The organism is Psychromonas sp. (assembly GCF_047632955.1).
In the GTDB taxonomy this organism is placed as follows: domain Bacteria; phylum Pseudomonadota; class Gammaproteobacteria; order Enterobacterales; family Psychromonadaceae; genus Psychromonas.
The window spans coordinates 1-6,514 of the sequence record NZ_JBLIED010000077.1 but is presented as its reverse complement, the minus strand read 5'-3'; the positions used below and the strand labels follow the sequence as shown (position 1 = coordinate 6,514).

Annotated in this window: 4 protein-coding genes; all 4 read left to right on the top strand. The window is 39.4% G+C overall.

Annotated features, from left to right (window positions below; all coding sequences use genetic code 11):
• A partial coding sequence (locus ACJAZP_RS19615; protein WP_415232428.1) for a TonB-dependent receptor occupies positions 1–1,521 on the top strand: 1,521 nt, incomplete at its 5' end.
• 112 nt (positions 1,522–1,633) lie between these two features.
• Positions 1,634–3,259: a tetratricopeptide repeat-containing sulfotransferase family protein gene (locus ACJAZP_RS19610; RefSeq protein WP_415232427.1), complete on the top strand. Its 1,626-nt coding sequence runs from the start codon at positions 1,634–1,636 to the stop codon at positions 3,257–3,259.
• The gene (locus ACJAZP_RS19605; RefSeq protein ID WP_415232426.1) at positions 3,250–5,025 is read left to right on the top strand and encodes a hypothetical protein; all 1,776 of its coding nucleotides are present in this window, start codon (positions 3,250–3,252) and stop codon (positions 5,023–5,025) included. Before ACJAZP_RS19610 ends, ACJAZP_RS19605 begins: the two co-directional genes overlap by 10 nt.
• A 44-nt stretch (positions 5,026–5,069) precedes the next feature.
• A complete protein-coding gene (locus ACJAZP_RS19600) occupies positions 5,070–6,296 on the top strand; it encodes an MFS transporter (protein ID WP_415232425.1) in 1,227 nt (408 codons plus the stop codon).
• Positions 6,297–6,514 lie beyond the last annotated feature (218 nt).

The window sequence follows — 6,514 nt, the reverse complement described above, 5'->3', positions numbered from 1 at the left end:
ACCAATGGCGCCGATTACGAAGGTAACCCTTACGCTGAATACGACAATGGCTCTGCCTTATTAGAGCAATCAGAACGTGATGTTTCACTGGTTAGTTTAGAAGTGTCTGCTGATCTGGGTTTTGCCACTCTCACTTCCAATACATCGCAGTATAACCACGATGGCAACGGTTGGCGCGACAACACCGGCTTGTGGGTTATCCGCGATTGGTATAACGCATGGTATACAGGCAACCCTAGACCTGCATCACATGTAGAAGCAGGTTTCGATGAAAGTGCTTTTGTGCAAGAGTTTAGATTAGTATCCAACAATGACGGTGATGATAAGTTTGATTGGATTGTTGGCGCCTATTATATGGATCAGGAGCGTCAAACCAATAATCTCAGTCATTTACGCGGTTTAGAAGAATATGGTGAAGCGTGTATTGCTCTTGGTAATCCTGATAATTGTTCGTCATGGTGGGTAGGCGCTGAAACAGATAAAGATTTCACCTACATTCGGGATGAAAAATTTGAAGATATGGCTATATTTGGAGAGTTTTCATACCATCTCTCAGATGCATTCACTATCACTACGGGGGCTCGTTGGTTTGACAATACCCTAAAAAACAATACGGCTATTGATGCCTATTATGGACAACCCAGAGTGGTGCCATCTATGCCTTTTCCGACACAAGAAGAAGATGATGTTTTACTAAAATTAAACCTTTCTTATGATGTGTCAGATGAAATGATGACTTATGCGACATATTCAGAAGGCTTTAGACGCGGAGGGTCAAATGCGATTCCAACCGATGGTCCATTTGCCGAGTTAAATCCAGAAAAAGCCGAGTTATTCGGCAAAGACACGGTTAAAAACTACGAGATTGGCGTTAAAGGTTTTACGGGTAAAATTTCTTATTCAGCTGATATCTATATGGTGAAGTGGGATGATCCGCAGTTTAATACCGGTACCACTTATTGGAGCTTCTTCATGGCTCAAAATGGTCAAAGCGCTAAAACAAAAGGTTTAGAAGCAGAAGCTAGTATCGCTGTGACTGATCAACTGAATATGCGTGTGAGTTATTCCTTTACCGATGCAGAGTTAACCGATGATTTGATTCAACCTCAAAATGAAGCGATTGTAGCCACCGCTGGAGCGACATTACCTGGTGTGGCCGAAAATGTATTTTCAATTAGCCTAACCCATAATACAGAAGTGATGGAAGGTATTGAAATGGTCAGTCGATTATCGGGTTATTATCAGTCTGATACCGTTAATCACATTTCAAAGGATAGCTCGATTTATGATGAGTTTGATGGATTTTCAATTTGGAATGCTTCGGTTCAGTTCTTAAAAGACGATTGGGCAGTGTCAATTTATGCGAAAAACCTGTTTAATGAAAAAGGTATTACAGGTAGTTATCCAGACACCTATTTATCTACAGATACGGGGGTTTTTGAAAATTATTACGGTAATAATCAAAAAGACTATATTGCACAACCTATGACCATAGGTGCATCCGTATCCTTTAAGTTTTAATAGCTAAATGAACCGCCAATTTTCATATTGGCGGTTCACTTTTTAGTGGACTTATTGCATGACATTGTGCTTATTTATAAAAGAATTTCAGTACGGCATTGATTAAAGAATTATGAAAAAAACGGCTCAAACTTCAGCCAAATCCTTACTTGTCAATGGTTGGGAAGCGCTAAAAAAACAGCAAATAAAACATGCTATCAGTTTGAGTCAGCAGCTTAATCAACAGTATCCCAATCACAGCGAAGGCTGGTATTACACTGCTCAGGTTGCGATGATTATTAATAACAAAGCGGCTGCAGAGCAGGGGTTGAAAAACGCCTGCAAATTAGCCCCAACGAATATCAGCCTCAAGATGATTTTGGCTAACTTTTGTTTAAGTAATAGTGACTTTAAAAAAGCTAAAACTCTGGCTCTGGAATTAGATGGGTTATTGCTCAAAGCCGCAGAACATAATCAACTGGCTTTATTGTTTTCAAAGCTCAACCTTGTTGATCAAGCCATTAGCCATTATCAACACGCTATTTCCTTAGACAGTGAAAACCATGAACATTATTATAGCTTAGCGACAGTACTTCGTTTTGCTGGTGACTTGGCCTTAGCTGAACAGCATTTAGATAAAGCTGTGACATTGCAGCCGTTGGACATTGATGCCCATGTCTTAAAGGTTGATTTGAGAAAACAAACATTCGAAAACAATAATATTGATAACTTATCTGAGTTATTGGCGAAAGATTTAGCGATTAAAGACCGTGTTCAAGTCTATTTTGCTCTGGCTAAATCTTACGAAGATTTAGCCGATTATCAGCAATCATTTGTTTATCTTGAACAAGGTAATAAACTTAGGCGTAAACACATCAATTATCAGGTGCAAACCGATAAAAATATTATGTCTGATATTCGCCAAATTTTTAGTCCATTATGGTGGCGTAATCACAAAGGTCATGGTTTAAGTGCCATTAAAGCCAGTTCAACTATTACCCCCATTTTTGTTTTAGGTATGCCTCGTACCGGCTCAACCTTAACTGATCGTTTACTCAGCGCCAATGACAACGTATTCTCTGCTGGAGAGCTAAGTGATTTTGAACAGCAATTAACGGCTCAAGTTAATCAATATCGTTCACCAAGAGACCATTCGAAAAAGTCATTTATATCGGCCGCTAGCCAAGTAGATTTTAGGCAACTGGGTCAAGATTATTTGTCTTCAGTAACCGCTCATTTTGGCGAGGCGGTTGTTGGCGATAAAACCACTTACTTTATCGATAAATTACCTTTTAATTACTTGTATGTCGGGCTAATTAAAGCCGCTTTGCCGCAAGCTAAAATTGTGCACGTAATACGCAACCCAATGGACACTTGTTATGCCGTTTATAAAACGTTATTTCAACAAGCCTATCCATTTTCATATCAACAACAAGAACTCGCAGCTTACTTTATTTCCTATCAGAAGCTAATGCAGCATTGGGCGCAGCTGGCTGATTTAGACATTCATCAACTTAGTTACGAAGAGCTTGTCGGTGATCCTAAAGAAACAGGGAAAAAGTTATATCAGTTTTGTGGTTTGGAATGGCATGACCGTTATATCGATGTTACTTCGCAACAAGGTATGGTCAATACTGCAAGTGCCAGTCAAGTAAGACAAGAGATCCATCAAGGTTCGTTAAAAAAATGGCAACACTATAGGCAGCAACTAGCGCCATTAAAAGCTCAATTAGAGAAGGCTGGGATTGTTTGCGATTAATCCAATTAATCTTGTTATGCATGGTTATGTTGGGCTTTTATGCTCACTCTGGTAATGCCACTTCCTTTGAGCGAGAATATTTAACCTATGTCCAACTTAGTATTGAATCCAATGTCGACATAAACCAACCGATATCATTAAGTGCAATGACAGCACCTGCAAAGCCTAACCCTTCCAAGTTGCGTTTAAAGGGCCGCTTTAATTTTTCACCAATAGCAGGACTTTCGCACTTGACGTTAGTTGAAGAAAGCGATGCTTATCATTTTGAACGCAGAACAAGACCTGCTGCTTTTACGCAAGCGCGCGTTTTTTTACCTGATATCTCGATAGACTTTGTGCAATCAGGTCAAAACATCATTCCAACGAACCAGACCTTGCAACTGAGCGAACACGCTAACTGGGATTATATAGTGGGTGTTGGTGGTATTTGGCAGGAGCCAGATGACAGCGGTTATTCCCGTATATCTATGCCTTTTACTTTGGTGGAGAAAAATCAAAATTGTGTGCATAATGGCGCATTAAGTTTTTTAGTGAATGAACAAGGTAAAACGACCAATTTTTATTATCAAATTAGCAGTGAAACGTGCCTCTATTATAAAGTAAATATGTGGGGGAAAGGTCAGGTTACTTTCACTGAGAAGAATATAGCTGGCGCGAATAAAATCGTTGATGAGTATCGTATTGAACAAAAAAATAGGTTCCCTACACAACCACTTAGTCATCTTAAACAACAATACCCGGACATTAATTTAGATAACATTAGTTTATCAAATTCGATATCCGCTCTAGATTTATCTAGTGTCGGGGTAATACTTAATGACCAGCATTATGTGTCTGATTGTGAGACTCGATTTGGCTTTTATCCATTTTGTTCGCAGTTGGTCTTGCCATCATATTCAACCGCAAAATCAATTTTTGCGGGGATCGCGATGCTTTATTTAGAGCAAATTTACCCTACTATTTTTCAGCAAAAGATCAGCGATTGGATAAAAGAATGCAAAGGCCAACAGTGGCAGGGCGTGACTTTTGGTCATCTACTGAATATGAGTACAGGTAATTATCAGTCCATTGGACATGGTATTGATGAAGCCGCACCTCATAGCCAAATTTTTTTCAAAGCAAAATCACACCATGAAAAATTAAACTACAGCTGCGGGCAGTTTGCACACCAAAGACCAGCAGGCAATACATTTGTGTATCACACCTCGGATACTTATTTACTTGGAAGTGCATTAAATTATTTTTTAAACACCCAACTAAAAATATTAAAACCGCAGGCAACAACCAGTGTTTTTGAGCATGTTTTTGTGGAGAAACTGTGGCCATTATTACAATTAAGTCCCGTTGCTTTTACTGTCCAAAAAACTGCGGATGCAGAACAACAAGCGTTTACCGGTTATGGCATGTTCTTCATTCGAGATGATATTGCCAAATTAGCTCATTTTTTAATGAATCAGAGCAATCATCAAGATGCATATTTGAATAGCCAACGATGGCAGAAAACATTACAGCGCAGTCTGTCAGGTGATGAGTTAAAAACGCAGTATAAGTTTATTCGTTATACGAATAGTTTTTGGAAGCAGAATATAAGCGACTATCTTGGCTGTGAAAAAGACACTTGGTTACCTTACATGTCGGGTTATGGTGGCATAGCCATCGTTTTAGCAAAGCACAATATGCAGTATTACTATTTTAGTGATACTAACCAACATAACTGGCGAGAGACCATTAAAGAGTTAAATGAAATTACATCGCTTTGTCGGTGATAAGCATTTTTCAATTAAATTACCCTATAAAGGCTTGAATAATAATGACGCAGATTACCCCTGATACCGATAAAAACGCAGCATCACAGTCAGTCACTGCTATAAGAAAAGCTAGGGTTCGGCAAAATGGCATGTTAGCGCGAATAATGCTGGCGTTTTTAACCACTGCTGGCATTTTTTACATTAATATTATGCCGGCTGTTGTGAGTGGTTTAAAAGAGGGTTTGGCTTTTACCAATCAACAAGCTGGTTTTGTAAGCTCTGCCAACTTATATGGTGCAGCCATTGGTGCGTTAACGGCGGTTTTTCTAATTAAACGGATTAATTGGCGTGTATGGTCATATGTCTTATTAATCAGTTTGGTTGCGATAGACGGCATCTGTATATTTATACAAGAGCCGACGTTAATGGTTGTTGTCCGGTTTATCCATGGTTTAACCGGTGGATTGTTAGTGGGTATAGGATTTGGCATCATTTCACGCACCACTGAAGCTGATAAAACCTTTGGTTATCTGTTATTTATTCAATGGGGGTTAGGCGGTTTAGGTTTGATGTTTTTACCTGAACTAGTTCCTAGTTATGGGACTGCTGCTTTGTTTGTATCTTTAATGGCTTTTACCTTAGTCACCTTGTTGATGATGCCATTTATTCCACACTATAAAATTGAGCAAAATCAATCTACTCATCAGTCTGAGACTCCACTGAATAGAACACTACTTATTTTAAATCTTGTCGCCATTTTTCTGTTTCAGGCTGCTAATATGGGATTGTTTGCTTACATAATAGGACTAGGAAAAGCACAAGGTCTAAGTATAGATTTTATGAGCCCTGCGCTAGCATCGGCAAGTTGGTTTGCATTAATAGGTCCGTTTTTGGTCATTATTATTGGTACTAAATACGGTCGCACTATCCCTTTAGTGACATCAATCCTAATCACCGCGCTGTGTAGTTGGTTGTTACATTACAGTGATAGTGCTCAAGTCTATTTAATTGCCAATATAATCATTGGGGTGACCTGGGCGTTTGCATTGCCTTATATGTTTGGTATTTGTTCGGAACTAGACAAAGCTGGGCAATTAGCCGCTTTAGGAGGTTTTGCATCTAAAGTGGGGCTGGCAACCGGGCCTATGGTGGGAGCACTTATATTGACAGGTGAGCAATATGATTTGGTCATCAACGTCGCTGTTATTACGTTAACTCTTTGCGCAATATCTGTGATGAAACCAGCCAAAGTATTAGATGTCTATAGTCAGGGTAAAACATCACCCTGATCTATGCAACAGAGTAGGTTTGTGCCAATTCATCCGATCCCGTTAACTTAATAGTGCCCATAGGGGGAGGGAGCTGGGTTATTTGGTTTACCTAGCGATGCAGCGGAGAATCCCTGTCTCTCCGCCCACGCAAATCATAGTATCTTCAGTGTGGATGTCTGGCGTTTTGGTTCTTTTTTTATTTGAAACAATTCAACACTGACGGTTCTTCTTTAGAT

Excerpts from the sequence above, each read along its gene's own strand:
- ACJAZP_RS19610 (WP_415232427.1), top strand. The coding sequence starts at position 1,634 with ATGAAAAAAACGGCTCAAACTTCAGCCAAATCCTTACTTGTCAATGGT.
- ACJAZP_RS19600 (WP_415232425.1), top strand. The coding sequence starts at position 5,070 with ATGACGCAGATTACCCCTGATACCGATAAAAACGCAGCATCACAGTCA.